Raw genomic sequence first — 14197 nt, forward strand, 5'->3', positions numbered from 1 at the left:
CATGAAAGTGACCCCACGCCGCCCCCGCTCTGACAGCGCCAAAGCAGCCGTTGCAGCCGCTCAAGCCGTTGCGCTTGGCCCACTACCGCCTCCGGCCTTCGTGCGCGTCAGCAAGCCCGCCAAACCGTTCTGGAATGCCATAGTAACGGCTCGCCCGCGTGATACGTGGACGGATGCTGACCTGATCCTGGCTGGCAACCTTGCCCGCACCTATGCCGACATCGAGCAACTGCAAGCGGCAATCGAGCAGGACGGTTTGATCGTGGACGGCAAGCCCAACCCGGCCTGTGACCTGCTGGACAAGATGACCCGCCGCGCTCTAGCAACAGGTCGCCAGCTCAAGGTCGACACCATCGCCACCGTGGGCAAAGCTGAGGATCTGCCGAAAGGTGCCGCCCTGGAGCGTGACGCACGCCACCGCCTAGACGATGACCTGATCCCGACGATGGCGACGATGCAATGAGCCGCGCCGACAAGATCATTCAGTTCGTAGAACGCTACTGTGTCACGCCGGAAGGTGCGGACGTGGGCAAGCCGCTGGTACTGGCCGAGTTCCAAAAGCAATTCATTCGCGACATCTACGACAACCCAAACGGCACCCGCCGCGCCATCCTCAGTGTAAGCCGCAAGAACGGGAAGTCCGGCCTGATTGCTGGATTGATCCTCGCGCACTTGGTCGGCCCCGAAGCACGCCAGAACAGCCAGCTAGTGTCTGGGGCGATGAGCCGTGACCAGGCCGCGCTTGTGTTCAACCTGGCTTCCAAGATGGTCATGCAGTCGCCGGCGTTGTCGAAGGTCGTCCGCATCGTGCCGTCCGGTAAGCGCCTGATCGGTCTGCCGCTAAACACTGAGTTTCGCGCCCTGGCTGCAGACGGGAAGACCGCCCACGGCCTTTCCCCAGTGCTCGCCATCCTCGATGAGATCGGCCAGATCCGCGGGCCGCAGTCCGACTTCGTAGACGCCATCACCACGTCGCAAGGTGCCCACACTGCACCCCTACTGATCGCTATCAGCACCCAAGCCGCGAACGATGCCGACCTGCTGAGCCAGTGGATAGACGACGCCAAACAGTCGAAAGACCCGCGCATCGTGTGCCACGTCTACAGCGCCCCGAAAGGCTGCGATCTGTTGGATGAGGACGCCTGGAAAGCGGCCAACCCCGCACTGGGCCTGTTCCGCTCACTGGACGACCTGCGCGAGCAGATGAACCAGGCAGCCCGTATGCCGAGCATGAGCAACACCGCCCGCAATCTACTGCTGAACCAGCGTGTGAGCCTCGACAGCCCGTTTATTAGCCCTGATGTGTGGATGGCTTGTGGTGAAGAACCCGAACCCTTCGATGGGCCGGTATATGCGGGCCTTGACCTGTCCGCCCGAACCGACCTGACGGCACTGGTGCTCATCGGCAAGACCGGCAACGTCTGGCAGGTTCGCCCGTTCTTCTGGACGCCGGAACAAGGCTTGTTCGAACGCGCCAAGAAAGACCGCGCCCCGTATGACCAATGGGCCGCTGAAGGCTATCTGCGCACCACTCCCGGCGCGACGGTGGACTACGAAGCCGTGGCCCTGGATATGGTCGAGATCCTGGACGGCCTTGATATCCAATCGATCGCGTTCGACCGCTGGCGAATGGACGTGCTCAAGAAGGAGTTCGAGCGCATCGGAATCGAGCTGCCGCTCGTGCCGTTCGGGCAAGGTTTCCAATCCATGTCGCCCGCCTTGGATGCACTGGAAGCGGAGCTGCTGAACGGCCGCATCGCTCACGGTGGGCACCCGGTGCTGCAGATGTGCGCCGCTAATGCCGTGGCCACCAAAGACCCTGCAGGCAACCGCAAGCTGGACAAGACACGCCGCACGGGCCGAATCGACGGCCTGCAAGCCCTGGCAATGGCGATGGGGGCCGCACAAGCCGCCGCCGCTCCGATGGAATTAGACACCGAGGTGTTCTTCGTATGATTACCGTGACCGAAGCAAAGCAACACCTTCGCGTGATGCACAACCTTGAAGACGGCATGATCCAGCTTTACCTGGACGCTGCCACCAAGCACGTTGCCGAGTACCTGGGCGATGACCTACCCGACCCAATGCCCGAACCCATTCAAGCGGCTGTATTGCTGCTGACCGCTGACCTGTACGTCAACCGTGAGCGGCAAGGGGATCGCATCCTGTACGAAGGCACGGCCTATACCCTGCTACTCGCGCCCTATCGCTCGATGGCGGTGCTGTGATGAATATTGGACGGCGTAGGCACCCGGTCGAAATCCAGATCGAAAGCAGGGTTTCCGATGGTATGGGAGGCTGGCAAACCGGCTGGGCAACGATCGGCACCGAGTGGGCCAGTATCGATAGCATCAGCGGCAAGGAGTTCGTAGCAGCCGCGGCGATGCAGAACGTTACGACAGCACGCATCACGATTGCCTATCGGGACAACCTGACCACGGCGAATCGCTTCGTCTACCACGGCAAGAAATACGACATCAAAGCGCTATTGCCGAATAACACCATGACCGAGCTCGCCTGTATGTGTGAGGTCGGATTGATCTGATTCATCCCGCAGCCTGGGCGGTCCTTCGGGAGACCAGGACGAGGATTAGACGGGCAGTGCCTCGCTCATGAAAAAACCCCGTCACGCTGTGCGGTCACGCCTTAGCACTCCAAGGCCGGCGACAGCGAACCGGACCCCGCGTATGGGGACCATCACTGGCCGGAGAGAGTCTGAGCCAGGCCCGACCTGAGTGATTCTGGATCGGGGGAACGCCCGTCATGCTTCGCGCTGGCGGGCGTTTTTCTTTGCAGATTGCACCCGCCCTGCACCCATGAACAAAAAAGCACCTAGTCCAAAAGGAGCTAAGTGCTTGATTTTATTGGTGCCGGAGATAGGAGTCGAACCTACGACCTTCGCATTACGAATGCGCTGCTCTACCAACTGAGCTACACCGGCAGCGGGCGGCAAAATATCACCGAGCCGACAAGCTTTCAAGCGTACGCAACACCCTAGCTCTTGTAGGGTGGGTTAGCGGAGCGTAACCCACCGATTCTACGGGGCTTATAGCGATGCGAAGCCGAATCGATCCTACGCATCCCCACCCACCGACAACGAAACATCACCGGCCCAATCGGGCGCATACAACCCGGTCGCCACATCTCGATGAAAGCTCGAATAAGGCCAGTCCATAACCGTCTGGACGCGCCCATGCTTCACCGGATTGATATAGCAGTAGTCGATATGTCGAGCAAAATCTTCCTCGTCACGAATCTGATGCTCCTCATATCGTCGCTGCCATATCCCCCGCTCACCCCTGAGAATGCGTGATTCACTCCGCAACTCATCACCTGGCAAGCTCCTTGAGAAGCCCGTCTTGATGAGCCGCCAGCGTTTCGCGTAGTCATGATCGCCTTCAGGCAACGTCCACACGCAATGCATATGCTCTGGCAGAACTACCCACGCATCGATGCGGAACGGGTGAAGCGTCAGCACACGCCGCACAGCCTTGCGCAGATTATAAATATGCCGCACCAGCAAATCATTATCTCGCCGCTGGAGCAGGTTAACGGTAAAGAACCACGTGCCGCCTGATGCATAAGCACGTCGATAATTCGGCATTCCATTGCTCGATGGCTATTTTCCCAAAACCATAATCCACGACGCACCCGGCAAACACGACGCATATCGCAAATAGACCATCGAACCAGTAGTAGGGTGGGTTAGCGAAGCGTAACCCACCAAGCAATTCCGGCCGCGCCGCATGATCATCGCAACCAAAGTGTGTTCATGAGACAAACAAAAACGCCCCGGCAGATAACCGAGGCGTTCAAGCGAACCATTACGAGGTAAACGGTGGAAGCCCCTTCGGGGATTCCACCCTACGGATCAATCCGTGTTACAGCGTTGGTGCATAAGCACGTCAATAATTCGGCATCCCATTTGCTCGATAGCTATTTTCCCAACACCGTAATCCACCACGCACCCGGCAAACACGACGCATATCGCAAAATAGACCATCGAACCAGTAGGGTGGGTTAGCGAAGCGTAACCCACCAAGCAATCCAGGCCGCGCCGCATGATCATCGCAATCAACGTGTGTTGATGGAACAAGCAAAAACGCCCCGGCAGATAACCGAGGCGTTCAAGCGAACCATTACGAGGTAAACGGTGGAAGCCCCTTCGGGGATTCCACCCTACGGATCAACCCGTGTTACAGCGTTTACCGCGTTACAGCTTTATCCGTCTTACAGCGTTTACCGAGTTACGCATTGATCCGCCTTACAGCGTTAGCCGCCCCACATAATCATCGCATTGACATTCATTCAAAGCACAAACAAAAACGCCTCGGCGATTAACCGAGGCGTTCGAGCGAACCAGTACGAGGTAAACGGTGGAAGCCCCTTCGGGGATTCCACCCTACGAGTTCACCCGTCTTACAGCGTTACGGATTGATCCGCCTTACTCCGTCTTTGGGGCAGTGCCAACTGTGCAAGTTCCTGGCAACCAGCTTTGCTTGGCGGATTTGCTCAAAACGGCAGTGCAATCCCACTTTGTCACAACGCCCGGGGCTTTAAAAGCTGCGCCGCCTTCAACGCTTGGCTTGAAAGTAGGTGCCAAGCTCAACGCAACGCCCTCTACGTCACTGTCGCTGTTCACGGTAATCTTCCCATCTTCCCCAACAGTGATATCTTTCGCGTACTTCGTAGCCTGGAAATTCGTACCGCATCCTGTTGGCGCGGTTCCAAGCTGAGCATGCTCGGATACGCACGTGCGAGCCGTACTAGCTGCAAGCATAACTTCACTCATCTTGGCCCGCGCCGTGTAATCTTGGTAAGCAGGCAGTGCAACCGCAGCCAAAATACCGATGATCGCAACGACGATCATCAGTTCGATCAATGTAAAACCCTTCTGAGCTTTCATGTGTTTCCCCTTGAGTGTGTTTAGGTGTAAACCTGACCCTCATTCAGCATCCTCCGTGCCAACTTGGGTCTGCGCGTGAAATCTGGCGTTGAAGCCCCGCGAACAGCGGTGCTGACTCTCACGCAGACGCACGTAGTGACACTTTTTGGCACCTTAAGAACGGTGATTTGGCACACCCGTATGGCTGCGCTATAACGGCCGCATTCTGAAAAGCCAGGTAGCAGCCATGACACCCGATTCCACTCCCCTTTCCGGCCTTGCCAGGCAAATGGTCCAGGCGAGCCTGCTCGATGAGCGTGCCGCTCAGCAGGCGCAGAACCAGGCGCAGCGGGACAAGGTGTCGCTTGTGCACTACGTTGTGCAGAACAAACTGGCGAAAGGGCGCGCGGTGGCGGAGCTGGCAAGTGATCAGTTTGGGGTTGCACTCATGGACCTTGCCGCTATCGATAAGGAAACGCAGCCGCAGGACATTATCAGCGAGAAGCTTGTGCGCGAGCACAGGCTGCTTCCACTATGGAAGCGCGGGACTCGCTTGTTCGTGGCGGTTTCAGACCCGTCTAACCAGCAAGGCATTCGCGATATCCAATTCAGTACGGGCCTTACCATCGAGCCGGTGCTTGTGGAAGACGATAAGCTCACGGCAGCCATCGAGAAGTTCTTCGACAGTGTAACAACGGGACTTGAGAACTTAGATGACGTTGATCTCGACGGCATTGAGACTTCGAGCGTTACCGAGGATAAGCCCGCCGGTACCGAAGACGCCGACGACGCCCCAGTGGTCAAATTCGTCAACAAGATGCTGCTCGATGCCATCCGCCTAGGCTCTTCCGACCTTCACTTCGAACCGTACGAGAAGAGTTACCGCGTCCGCTTCCGTACGGACGGCCTGCTCCATGAGGCCTCGAAGCCGCCGATCCAGCTCGCCAGCCGCCTTGCCGCGCGCCTGAAGGTCATGGCTGGCCTGGATATCTCCGAGCGTCGCCGGCCTCAAGATGGCCGGATCAAAATGAAGGTGACGAAGAACAAGTCGATCGACTTCCGGGTGAACACGCTGCCTACCCTTTGGGGCGAGAAGATCGTGATGCGGATCCTCGACCCCACAAGCGCGCAGATGGGCATCGAGCACCTGGGCTACGAGGATGAACAGCGCGAGCTGTACCTGGCCGCACTGAAGCAGCCGCAGGGCATGATCCTGGTCACCGGACCCACCGGCTCGGGCAAGACGGTGTCGCTGTATACCGGCCTTAATATCCTCAATACGACCGACATCAACATCTCCACCGCAGAAGATCCCGTCGAGATCAACCTGGAAGGTATCAACCAGGTAAACGTCAACCCACGCCAGGGAATGGACTTCGCTCAGGCACTTCGTGCCTTTTTGCGTCAGGACCCTGACGTCATCATGGTGGGTGAGATCCGTGACCTGGAGACCGCCGAGATCGCCATCAAGGCGGCTCAAACGGGCCACATGGTGATGTCGACACTGCACACCAACAGCGCAGCGGAGACCCTGACTCGCCTGCGCAACATGGGCGTCCCGGCCTTCAACATCGCGACTTCCGTGAATCTCATCATTGCACAGCGGCTTGCGCGCAAGCTGTGCAGTAGCTGCAAGAAGCCCGTCGACATTCCGTCGGAAACGCTTCAAAAGGAAGGCTTCCCGGCCGATAAGATCGGTTCATTTAAGCTGTATGCGCCAGTTGGTTGCGAAAATTGCAAGGGCGGATACAAGGGCCGAGTCGGGATCTATGAAGTGGTTAAAAACACCGCCTCATTGCAGCGCCTTATCATGGAGGAAGCCAACTCCATCGATATCGCTGTGCAGATGCGCAAGGACGGCTATAACGATCTGCGTACGTCCGGACTCCTCAAGGCCATGAACGGCGTTACCAGCCTGGAAGAAGTCAACCGCGTGACCAAGGATTAACCATGGTGGCAAAAGCAGCAAAAACCAGCATCTTCGCCTTCGAAGGCCTTGACCGCAAAGGCACCAAGGTCAAGGGCGAATTGAGCGGGACAAACCCGGCGCTGGTTAAAGCGCAGCTGCGCAAGCAGGGCATCAACCCGACGCGCGTGCGTAAAAAGAGCATCTCGCTGTTCGGCAAGGGCAAGAAGATCAAGCCGCTGGACATCGCCCTGTTCACCCGCCAGCTTGCCACGATGATGAAGGCGGGCGTGCCGCTGCTCAACGCCTTCGACATCATCGGCGAAGGCTTCGACAACCCGAACATGCGCAAGTTGGTCGACGACGTGAAGCAGGAGGTGGCAGCGGGCAACAGCCTTGCTAACTCGCTTCGCAAGAAGCCCCAGCATTTCGACGACCTCTATTGCAACCTCGTGGACTCGGGCGAGCAGTCCGGTGCACTCGAAACGCTGCTCGATCGCGTTGCTACCTATAAGGAAAAGACCGAGCTTCTGAAGAAGAAGATCAAGAAGGCAATGAACTACCCGATCGCGGTCGTTCTGGTCGCGGTCATCGTCTCGGCGATTCTATTGATCAAGGTCGTGCCGCAGTTCCAGTCCGTATTCGCGAACTTTGGCGCGGAACTGCCAGCCTTCACCCTGTTCGTCATCGGTATTTCCGAGACCCTTCAGGAAAGCTGGTTCTTCGTACTGCTGGGGATGTTTGCTGCGGCCTTTGCTTTCCGAGAAGCGCACAGGCGGTCGCAGAAATTCCGCGACTTTGTGGACCGCTCGGTTCTGAAGCTGCCCATCGTGGGCGACATTCTCTATAAATCGTCCATCGCGCGTTATGCGCGAACCCTGTCGACCACCTTCGCAGCCGGCGTGCCGCTTGTGGATGCCCTGGACTCCGTATCCGGCGCCACCGGTAACGTTGTGTTCAAGAACGCGGTAAACAAGATCAAGCAGGACGTCTCGACCGGTATGCAGCTCAATTTCTCGATGCGTACCACGAACGTGTTCCCATCGATGGCTATCCAGATGACCGCGATCGGCGAAGAGTCGGGTGCGCTGGATACCATGCTGGACAAGGTTGCGACCTACTATGAAGAGGAAGTCGACAACAAGGTCGACGGCCTGACCGCACTCATGGAGCCCATGATCATGGCGGTGCTGGGCGTACTCGTCGGGGGCCTGATCATCGCAATGTACCTGCCTATCTTCCAGCTCGGCTCCGTGGTCTGACATGCAGGCGATCGAGTTTCTGGCCAGCGAACCGCTGGCCGCTACCCTGTGCGCGCTTGTGCTGGGCCTTCTGGTTGGCAGCTTTCTCAACGTCGTGATTCACCGCGTGCCGCTCATGCTCAAACGCGAATGGCAGGGACAGGCGCGCGAGGTGCTTGAACTGCCGGCCGACGCTCCGACGTCACGCTTCAACCTGATGGTTCCGGCATCACGCTGCCCCCATTGTGGGCATCGGATCCGCGCTTGGGAGAACATTCCGGTTTTCAGCTGGCTCTTCCTGAAGGGCCGCTGCTCGTCGTGCCAGGCGGCGATCTCTTCTCGATACCCGCTGGTTGAGCTTGCGACAGGTCTGATCAGTGGCTGGCTGGTTTGGCATTTCGGCATGACGGCGCAGGCCGGCGCAATGCTGGTCCTGACCTGGGGCCTCATTGCCATGAGCCTTATCGACGCCGACCACCAACTGCTTCCTGACATACTCGTCCTGCCGCTGCTGTGGTTGGGCCTCTTGCTCAACACCGTCGAAACCTTCGCAACGCTGCCTGATGCCGTCTGGGGTGCCGCGATCGGCTATCTCAGCCTCTGGTCGGTGTACTGGGTGTTCAAGCTGCTTACCGGCAAGGAAGGGATGGGCTATGGTGACTTCAAGCTGCTTGCCATGCTTGGCGCTTGGGGCGGTTGGCAGATACTGCCCCTGACGATTCTGCTGTCCTCTCTGGTTGGCGCCATTCTCGGCATTATCATGCTCCGCCTGCGCAATGCCGATAGCAGTACGCCGATGCCGTTCGGACCTTACCTTGCTATCGCAGGCTGGATCGCCTTGATCTGGGGCGATTGGATTACGAGCAGCTATCTTCAGGTGGCAGGGTTTCGGTAAGCAGAAACAAGCTTCGCCCCTGCTGTGGGCTTAAGCCCACCGAGTTCACCCACAAAAGCGCCACGTTTACAACGGCGCCACGTGACGGGGCGCCATCAGGAAGCCAAGTGGTATCTTTTACCCTTACCCAGGGCTAATAGCCCGGCTGAAAACAGTACGCGGGTTTTACCCGCCCTACGGTCCTGCGATGTCCGTAGGGCGGGTGCAACCCGCAGCCATACGCGTGCGCTGATCCAAACGCTGAACACCCATCGCCCGCTTTTTACCTGAGCGGCATCCTCCGGTAATCTTGCGCGCCAACAGGTCTGGCTCTGGATGCTTCATGACTGAACACGCTCCCTGGATACTCGGACTTACCGGCGGCATCGGCAGCGGGAAAAGCGCTGCAGCGGCGCACTTCGAGCGGCTAGGCATCCACCAGGTGGACTCCGATCAAGTGGCACGGTGGGTCGTAGAGCCTGGCCAGCCTGCGCTGGCTGCCATTGCCGAGCATTTCGGGGACGAGGTACTGCGACCGGACGGCAGCCTGAATCGCCCGCGCCTACGCGAGCTGATCTTTCAGACGCCTGATGAACGCAAATGGCTTGAGGCGTTGTTGCATCCCATCATCCGGGAGGAAACCCATCGCCACCTGGCGCTTGGAACGTCCCCCTATGCGATCCTCGTCTCGCCTCTGCTCATAGAATCCGGGCAGTGGCAGGCGGTTCAACGCGTACTTGTCGTCGATACGCCTGAGCACCTTCAACTGGAGCGCACGCGGCTCCGCGATGGGGTTTCGGAAACGCAGGTCCGCGCAATCATCGCCGCGCAAACGCACCGGGACGAACGCCTGAAGCATGCGGACGACATTCTGGTGAACGATCGAGACCAGGCCTGGCTGAACCAAGAGGTGGAAAGACTCCATCGTTTTTATCTGACCCTACGTGGAGGCCAACCATGACCCTGCAAGTCGACTGCCCTACCTGTGGCGCTCCAGTGGAATGGACGCCAGAAAGCAAATTCCGCCCGTTCTGCAGCCATCGCTGCAGGCTGATCGATCTAGGCGCATGGGCTTCCGAGGACCACGCTATTCCTGGTGATCCGCTAGAAGACGAAATCTTCTCCGGCGATCTGCCCCGGGAGCACTGATTCACACGACGCGCACCGACCTGACGCAACCGCCTGGGCCATTACAACGCTTGCGGATCGACGTCCCGCCAATGGCCGGGCTCCAACCCATCGAGGGACCAGGGTCCTATCCGCACCCTGACCAGCCGCAGCGTCGGCAGGCCGACCGCAGCAGTCATGCGTCGGACCTGCCGATTGCGGCCCTCTCGAATGGTCAGGCTCAACCATGACGTTGGGATGTGTTTACGGAAACGCACCGGCGGATGGCGCGGCCAAAGGTCAGGCGGTGCGAGCGGCTCCGCTTCTGCCGGTAGTGTCACCCCATCGTTCAGCTGAACGCCTCGACACAGCTGCTCGATTTGCTCCTTTGTGGGCTCGCCCTCGACCTGAACCCAATACGTCTTCGACAGCTTGTGCTTGGGGTCAGCAATGCGCGCCTGCAACCGGCCGTCATTGGTGAGCAATAGCAGGCCCTCACTGTCCCGATCGAGTCGGCCTGCAGGATAGACGCCCTTCATAGGCACGAAATCAGCCAGCGTTGCCCTACCCGCCTCGTCCTGGAACTGCGTCAGTACATCGAATGGCTTATTGAGCAGAATCAGGCGCGGCTCCACCGGTGGCGCCTTGGCGATACGCCGCGCAACAGGACGATTATTTCCGGGGCGCAACGGCCGCTTCATGAACACCTCGCTTTGATTCTCGACTTCCCACCAGCGGGGGCGCCCGCGGCACCAGCAGTTTACCGTCATCGTGCATGACTGGATCAGCTTTACCGCTGTTGCTCACACTGGCAGGCTGCGCCAATCGTTGAAGGAATAGCCCAAAGATGGACGTTGAACTGAATGCAGCCGAGCCCGGAGATTACGACGCGTTGGTAGAAATATGGGAGGCAGCGGTACGAGCCACCCACCATTTCCTGAGCGAAGCGGACATCCAGATGCTCAAGCCCCTGATCCGGAGTCAATACCTCCAGGCGGTCACACTCGTTGTCGCCCGCGACAGCAGGAGTGTTGCGCAAGGTTTCCTCGGATATGCCGACGGCAAGGTGGAAATGCTCTTCGTGGCGCCCGAGCATCATGGCCTGGGTATCGGCAAACGGCTTCTATCCCATGCCGTACGGGTGCTTGGCGCCTCGGCCGTAGACGTGAACGAGCAGAACCCCGCTGCACTCGCGTTTTACGCCAGCCAAGGCTTCGAAGTCACTCACCGCTCGCCACTGGACGGCGGCGGCCGCCCATTTCCGATCCTTCACATGGCCTTGGCTGGCTCGGTCCATTCGGGTTAGCGTTGCCATCCCACCAGAACGTCTGACAATCTACCGATGCCCGCTCGCTCTCTCCACCGCCTTACCATTCTTGGTCTCGTCTGCTTCCTGCTCGGCCTCGCAGGCGTCGCGTTTGCGCTGTACCGCATCTATACCGGCCCTACACCCGCCGATCCGATGCTCATGCGTAGCCTCCTGATCGCTGCAGGCATCCAGCTGACCGGCTACGTGCTACTTAACCGCAATCGCTTTCGGTACATGTTCGGCAAGAAGTAGCGATCCCTCGAGATGCTCCGCCAACCGCAGAGCCCGACGAAAAACGGCGACCGAAGTCGCCGTTCTTGTTCCGCCACCCGCCTTAACGGAACGGCGGCTCGTCGAAGCTACGCAGCTTGCGCGAATGCAGCGAATCCAGCTGCGTTCGCAACAAATCCAGTGCCGCGATACCGATCGACAGGTGCTGGCTCACGGCGCGCTGATAGAACCCGGACGCGGAGCCGGGCAGCTTGATCTCACTGTGCAGCGGCTTGTCCGATACGCAGAGCAGCGTTCCGTAAGGGACCCGAAGTCGGTAGCCCTGCGCGGCGATCGTGCCGCTTTCCATATCCACCGCGACTGCGCGTGACAGGTTGATCACCGAGCGCTCGTGAGCCCAATGCAGTTCCCAGTTGCGATCGTCATAGGTCAGTACGGTCCCGGTACGCAGACGCCGCTTGAGCACCTCACCCTGGTCACCTGTCACCTGGGCCGCAGCCTCTTGGAGGGCTTGCTGCACTTCGGCCAATGCCGGAATCGGGATATGCGGTGGCAGCACCCGGTCGAGGATACCGTCACGACGCATGTAAGCATGTGCCAACACATAGTCACCGATCGTCTGTGACTGCCGCAGCCCACCGCAGTGACCAATCATCAGCCAGCAATGCGGACGCAGCACCGCCAGGTGATCCGTGATGTTCTTGGCGTTGGATGGCCCTACCCCGATATTGACCAGCGTCACGCCATGGCCGTCTGCCGCAATCAGGTGGTATGCAGGCATCTGGTACCGATGCCAGACGATGGCATCGGCCACCGCCTGTGCGTCCTCTTCGGAGGTGCCGCGTTCAATGGTCACGTTGCCGGGCAATACCATCTTCACGAAGCGCGGGTCTTCACGCAGTTGCGCGAGCCCATGGCGAATGAATTGGTCGACATAACGGTGGTAGTTCGTCAGCAGGATCCATGGCTGCACGTTGCGCCAGTCGCTGCCGGTGTAATGCACGATGCGCCGGAGCGAGAAATCGGTCCTCGCGGCATCGAACAGCGCCAATGGCAGCGAGTCGGTATCCGTCCAGTCGTACAGGCCATCGGCGACCGAATCGGTCGCCGCCGACAGGTCCGTACTGGGGAATACACGAGCCAGGGCTGCTGCGGTGACACCGCTGCCGGCAAGCTCATCACCCTGGTCGACGACGTAGGGATAAGGAATGTTCTGTTCACTGAGCCCTACATCGAGCTGGACACCGTAATCGCGGATCAACGGCCTGAGCTGGTCCAGCAAGTATTTGCGAAACGCGCCCGGGCAGGTGACGGTAACGCTATAGGTACCCGGAACCTGGACCTTGCCATACGCCCTCGTGGTGCTCGGCACCTCGCTGTGGCATTCATAGCGCAGACGCAGCTCGGGGTAGCGAAAGAGCGCACGCTCCTCGGCGCTGGGTTCGGTGCGGTCCTTGAGGTAGCGCTTGAGCGCACCGTTCAGCGCGCGCGTGGCCTGAAGATGCAGAGACTCGAGGCGGTCGACGGCCTCTTCGGCCGTATTCACAGTAACGAAGGCGTCAGCAGGCTGGCTCATGAAACACGATTCCAAACTTGAAGAGAGCCTTATCTTGCCTGCGCTCGATTCAGAAAGGCACCCTTCTTCGGCCCAGACTGCCGACAATGCGCTGTGGCCCTTGCAACGACGGACATGGGCCCCTGCACACGCCCGAGGGAGCTGTCGATCTTGAAGGCAGGTTCAGTGTCTCGGAGTTTCGCCTGGCTACCCGCCTGGGGCTACCCGCCTGGGGCTACCCGCCTGGGGCGAAACATCAAAATGGTGATAAGCTCGTGCACCATGAATACATACCCCTTCCGTCCCGTCGTACTCTGCCTTTCCGGCCATGATCCCAGCGGTGGCGCTGGGCTTCAGGCCGATATCGAAGCCTTGATCGCACAAGGGTGCCATGCTGCGCCTGCGGTGACCGCGCTGACGGTGCAAGACACCGTCGATGTGCGTGATTTCCGTGTACTCGACCGTGAATGGGTGATTGCCCAGGCAAAGGCCGTTATCGGGGACATGCCGGTTTCAGCGGTCAAACTGGGCATGCTCGGTTCTGTTGAAATGGTCGACACCGTGCTGGACATCATGCAGTCGCTGCCGGGCGTACCGCTGGTGTGCGACCCGGTACTGCGTGCGGGCGGCGGCGGCTCCCTGGGCAAGGATGAGGTCGGCTATGCTGTCCGGGAGCGCCTGTTCCCCGTATCGACCATCGCCACGCCGAACCTGCCCGAAGCGCGGATCCTCGCTGAACTGCCCGAAGGCAGTGCCGACGAATGCGCCGATAAGCTGCTGCCTTTTATCGAACACCTGCTGATCACCGGCGGCCACGGTGATGAAGGCGACGTTCACAACCGCCTCTACAGTCGCGATGGCGGCCGACATACCTTCACCTGTGCACGACTGCCGGGCAGCTATCACGGCTCGGGCTGCACGTTGGCAAGCGCGCTGGCGGGCCGATTGGCCTTGGGCCAGGCCTTGCCTGGTGCGGTTGAAACAGCGCTGGACTATACGTGGCGCACCTTGCGGGATGCGGAAAGCCCGGGCCGAGGCCAGTACGTCCCGCGCCGGTTACCGCTCGACTTCTGTTCCTGAAGGACCCCC

At 59.5% G+C, this 14197-nt stretch carries 16 protein-coding genes and 1 tRNA gene; 12 read left to right on the forward strand and 5 right to left on the reverse strand.

Annotation, left to right across the window (positions count from 1 at the left end):
* The first annotated feature begins 1 nt into the window (after position 1).
* Genes ACY8D3_RS14945 through ACY8D3_RS14960 form a run of 4 tightly spaced genes read left to right on the forward strand, consistent with a single transcriptional unit; the run spans position 2 to position 2545 of the window.
* Entirely contained in the window at positions 2-463 is a 462-nt protein-coding gene (locus ACY8D3_RS14945) for a TerS protein (RefSeq protein ID WP_462379573.1), read from the forward strand.
* A complete protein-coding gene (locus ACY8D3_RS14950) occupies positions 460-1956 on the forward strand; it encodes a terminase large subunit (RefSeq protein ID WP_462379575.1) in 1497 nt (498 codons plus the stop codon). Before ACY8D3_RS14945 ends, ACY8D3_RS14950 begins: the two co-directional genes overlap by 4 nt.
* Positions 1953-2228, forward strand: a complete 276-nt coding sequence (locus ACY8D3_RS14955; protein ID WP_462379577.1) for a head-tail connector protein — start codon at positions 1953-1955, stop codon at positions 2226-2228. The genes ACY8D3_RS14950 and ACY8D3_RS14955 overlap by 4 nt, the downstream gene beginning before the upstream one ends.
* Positions 2228-2545, forward strand: a complete 318-nt coding sequence (locus tag ACY8D3_RS14960; protein ID WP_462379579.1) for a phage head closure protein — start codon at positions 2228-2230, stop codon at positions 2543-2545. Before ACY8D3_RS14955 ends, ACY8D3_RS14960 begins: the two co-directional genes overlap by 1 nt.
* A 320-nt stretch (positions 2546-2865) precedes the next feature.
* Here ACY8D3_RS14960 and ACY8D3_RS14965 read toward each other — a convergent pair.
* From ACY8D3_RS14965 to ACY8D3_RS14975, 3 genes are all read right to left on the reverse strand, one after another.
* Positions 2866-2941, reverse strand: a tRNA-Thr gene (locus tag ACY8D3_RS14965).
* A gap of 132 nt (positions 2942-3073) precedes the next feature.
* Positions 3074-3604, reverse strand: a complete 531-nt coding sequence (locus ACY8D3_RS14970; protein ID WP_462379581.1) for an REP-associated tyrosine transposase — start codon at positions 3602-3604, stop codon at positions 3074-3076.
* An 840-nt stretch (positions 3605-4444) separates the two neighbouring features.
* The gene (locus ACY8D3_RS14975) at positions 4445-4906 is read right to left on the reverse strand and encodes a pilin (protein WP_462379583.1); all 462 of its coding nucleotides are present in this window, start codon (positions 4904-4906) and stop codon (positions 4445-4447) included.
* A 226-nt stretch (positions 4907-5132) separates the two neighbouring features.
* Between ACY8D3_RS14975 and pilB the strand changes: the two genes are divergently transcribed.
* The 5 genes from pilB (at position 5133) to yacG (ending at position 10055) form a co-directional block, all read left to right on the forward strand.
* Positions 5133-6833, forward strand: a complete 1701-nt coding sequence (gene pilB / locus ACY8D3_RS14980) for a type IV-A pilus assembly ATPase PilB (protein WP_462379585.1) — start codon at positions 5133-5135, stop codon at positions 6831-6833.
* A gap of 2 nt (positions 6834-6835) precedes the next feature.
* The gene (locus tag ACY8D3_RS14985; protein WP_462379586.1) at positions 6836-8053 is read left to right on the forward strand and encodes a type II secretion system F family protein; all 1218 of its coding nucleotides are present in this window, start codon (positions 6836-6838) and stop codon (positions 8051-8053) included.
* A 1-nt stretch (position 8054) separates the two neighbouring features.
* Complete coding sequence (locus ACY8D3_RS14990; RefSeq protein ID WP_462379588.1) at positions 8055-8927, forward strand: prepilin peptidase; 873 nt, start codon at positions 8055-8057, stop codon at positions 8925-8927.
* A 322-nt stretch (positions 8928-9249) separates the two neighbouring features.
* Entirely contained in the window at positions 9250-9867 is a 618-nt protein-coding gene (coaE, locus tag ACY8D3_RS14995) for a dephospho-CoA kinase (protein ID WP_462379589.1), read from the forward strand.
* On the forward strand, positions 9864-10055 hold the full coding sequence (gene yacG / locus ACY8D3_RS15000) for a DNA gyrase inhibitor YacG (protein WP_462379590.1): 192 nt from the start codon (positions 9864-9866) through the stop codon (positions 10053-10055). The genes coaE and yacG overlap by 4 nt, the downstream gene beginning before the upstream one ends.
* 41 nt (positions 10056-10096) lie before the next feature.
* Here yacG and ACY8D3_RS15005 read toward each other — a convergent pair whose 3' ends face one another.
* A complete protein-coding gene (locus ACY8D3_RS15005) occupies positions 10097-10666 on the reverse strand; it encodes a pseudouridine synthase (protein ID WP_462384398.1) in 570 nt (189 codons plus the stop codon).
* A 194-nt stretch (positions 10667-10860) separates the two neighbouring features.
* Between ACY8D3_RS15005 and ACY8D3_RS15010 the strand changes: the two genes are divergently transcribed.
* Together ACY8D3_RS15010 and ACY8D3_RS15015 are read left to right on the forward strand one after the other, a co-directional pair.
* A complete protein-coding gene (locus ACY8D3_RS15010; protein ID WP_462379591.1) occupies positions 10861-11319 on the forward strand; it encodes a GNAT family N-acetyltransferase in 459 nt (152 codons plus the stop codon).
* A 36-nt stretch (positions 11320-11355) separates the two neighbouring features.
* A complete protein-coding gene (locus ACY8D3_RS15015; protein ID WP_462379592.1) occupies positions 11356-11574 on the forward strand; it encodes a hypothetical protein in 219 nt (72 codons plus the stop codon).
* An 82-nt stretch (positions 11575-11656) separates the two neighbouring features.
* Here ACY8D3_RS15015 and amn read toward each other — a convergent pair whose 3' ends face one another.
* Positions 11657-13129 carry an AMP nucleosidase gene (gene amn, locus ACY8D3_RS15020; RefSeq protein ID WP_462379593.1) on the reverse strand — a complete coding sequence of 491 codons (1473 nt, stop codon included), beginning with the start codon at positions 13127-13129 and terminating at the stop codon, positions 11657-11659.
* A 261-nt stretch (positions 13130-13390) separates the two neighbouring features.
* Between amn and ACY8D3_RS15025 the strand changes: the two genes are divergently transcribed.
* Positions 13391-14188, forward strand: coding sequence for a hydroxymethylpyrimidine/phosphomethylpyrimidine kinase (locus ACY8D3_RS15025; RefSeq protein WP_462379594.1), 798 nt, complete (start codon positions 13391-13393; stop codon positions 14186-14188).
* Positions 14189-14197 lie beyond the last annotated feature (9 nt).

The organism is Pseudomonas sp. Marseille-QA0892, from assembly GCF_054950135.1.

Coding starts and splice junctions, on each gene's coding strand:
- ACY8D3_RS14945 (WP_462379573.1), top strand. CDS start 2: ATGAAAGTGACCCCACGCCGCCCCCGCTCTGACAGCGCCAAAGCAGCC.
- ACY8D3_RS14950 (WP_462379575.1), top strand. CDS start 460: ATGAGCCGCGCCGACAAGATCATTCAGTTCGTAGAACGCTACTGTGTC.
- ACY8D3_RS14955 (WP_462379577.1), top strand. CDS start 1,953: ATGATTACCGTGACCGAAGCAAAGCAACACCTTCGCGTGATGCACAAC.
- ACY8D3_RS14960 (WP_462379579.1), top strand. CDS start 2,228: ATGAATATTGGACGGCGTAGGCACCCGGTCGAAATCCAGATCGAAAGC.
- ACY8D3_RS14970 (WP_462379581.1), bottom strand. CDS start 3,604: ATGCCGAATTATCGACGTGCTTATGCATCAGGCGGCACGTGGTTCTTT.
- ACY8D3_RS14975 (WP_462379583.1), bottom strand. CDS start 4,906: ATGAAAGCTCAGAAGGGTTTTACATTGATCGAACTGATGATCGTCGTT.
- pilB (WP_462379585.1), top strand. CDS start 5,133: ATGACACCCGATTCCACTCCCCTTTCCGGCCTTGCCAGGCAAATGGTC.
- ACY8D3_RS14985 (WP_462379586.1), top strand. CDS start 6,836: ATGGTGGCAAAAGCAGCAAAAACCAGCATCTTCGCCTTCGAAGGCCTT.
- ACY8D3_RS14990 (WP_462379588.1), top strand. CDS start 8,055: ATGCAGGCGATCGAGTTTCTGGCCAGCGAACCGCTGGCCGCTACCCTG.
- coaE (WP_462379589.1), top strand. CDS start 9,250: ATGACTGAACACGCTCCCTGGATACTCGGACTTACCGGCGGCATCGGC.
- yacG (WP_462379590.1), top strand. CDS start 9,864: ATGACCCTGCAAGTCGACTGCCCTACCTGTGGCGCTCCAGTGGAATGG.
- ACY8D3_RS15010 (WP_462379591.1), top strand. CDS start 10,861: ATGGACGTTGAACTGAATGCAGCCGAGCCCGGAGATTACGACGCGTTG.
- ACY8D3_RS15015 (WP_462379592.1), top strand. CDS start 11,356: ATGCCCGCTCGCTCTCTCCACCGCCTTACCATTCTTGGTCTCGTCTGC.
- amn (WP_462379593.1), bottom strand. CDS start 13,129: ATGAGCCAGCCTGCTGACGCCTTCGTTACTGTGAATACGGCCGAAGAG.
- ACY8D3_RS15025 (WP_462379594.1), top strand. CDS start 13,391: ATGAATACATACCCCTTCCGTCCCGTCGTACTCTGCCTTTCCGGCCAT.